The organism is Acidovorax sp. FJL06 (assembly GCF_003852545.1).
Lineage (GTDB): Bacteria > Pseudomonadota > Gammaproteobacteria > Burkholderiales > Burkholderiaceae_C > Acidovorax.
Genome location: NZ_QAJR01000070.1, coordinates 1,546 through 2,038 on the forward strand (window position 1 = coordinate 1,546; position 493 = coordinate 2,038).

General features: G+C 67.7%; 1 protein-coding gene. It reads right to left on the reverse strand.

Annotation, left to right across the window (positions count from 1 at the left end):
* Positions 1-493: M20/M25/M40 family metallo-hydrolase (locus tag DBV10_RS22490; RefSeq protein WP_124515766.1), on the reverse strand; the 493-nt coding region annotated here is incomplete at both ends.

Sequence of the window (493 nt, forward strand, 5' to 3'; positions counted from 1 at the left end):
GTGGATGCTGGCATTGGGCGGACCCAGTTCAATCACCTGCGGGCAGATCTGGGCAATGAAGCGGCCATCGCTGGTGCCACCGGTGGTGGAGAGTTCGGTGGTAAGGCCGGTCTCGGCGGTGATGGCCTGCTGCACGGCACCCACCAGCTCGCCCGGCGTGGTCAGGAAGGGCTGGCCGCCCAGCGTCCAGCGCAGGTCGTACTCAAGGCCGTGGCGGTCTAGCACGGCATGCACGCGCTGTTGCAGGCCTTCGGCGGTGGATTCGGTGGAGAAGCGGAAATTGAAGTCGATCACCACCTCGCCCGGGATCACGTTGGTGGCGCCGGTGCCGCCGTGCACATTGCTGATCTGCCAGCTGGTGGGCGGGAAGAAGGCATTGCCGTTGTCCCACACCGTGGCGGCCAGCTCGGCCAGCGCGGGCAGGGCCTGGTGGATGGGGTTGCGCGCCAGTTGCGGGTAGGCGATGTGGCCCTGGATGCCGCGCACGCTGAGC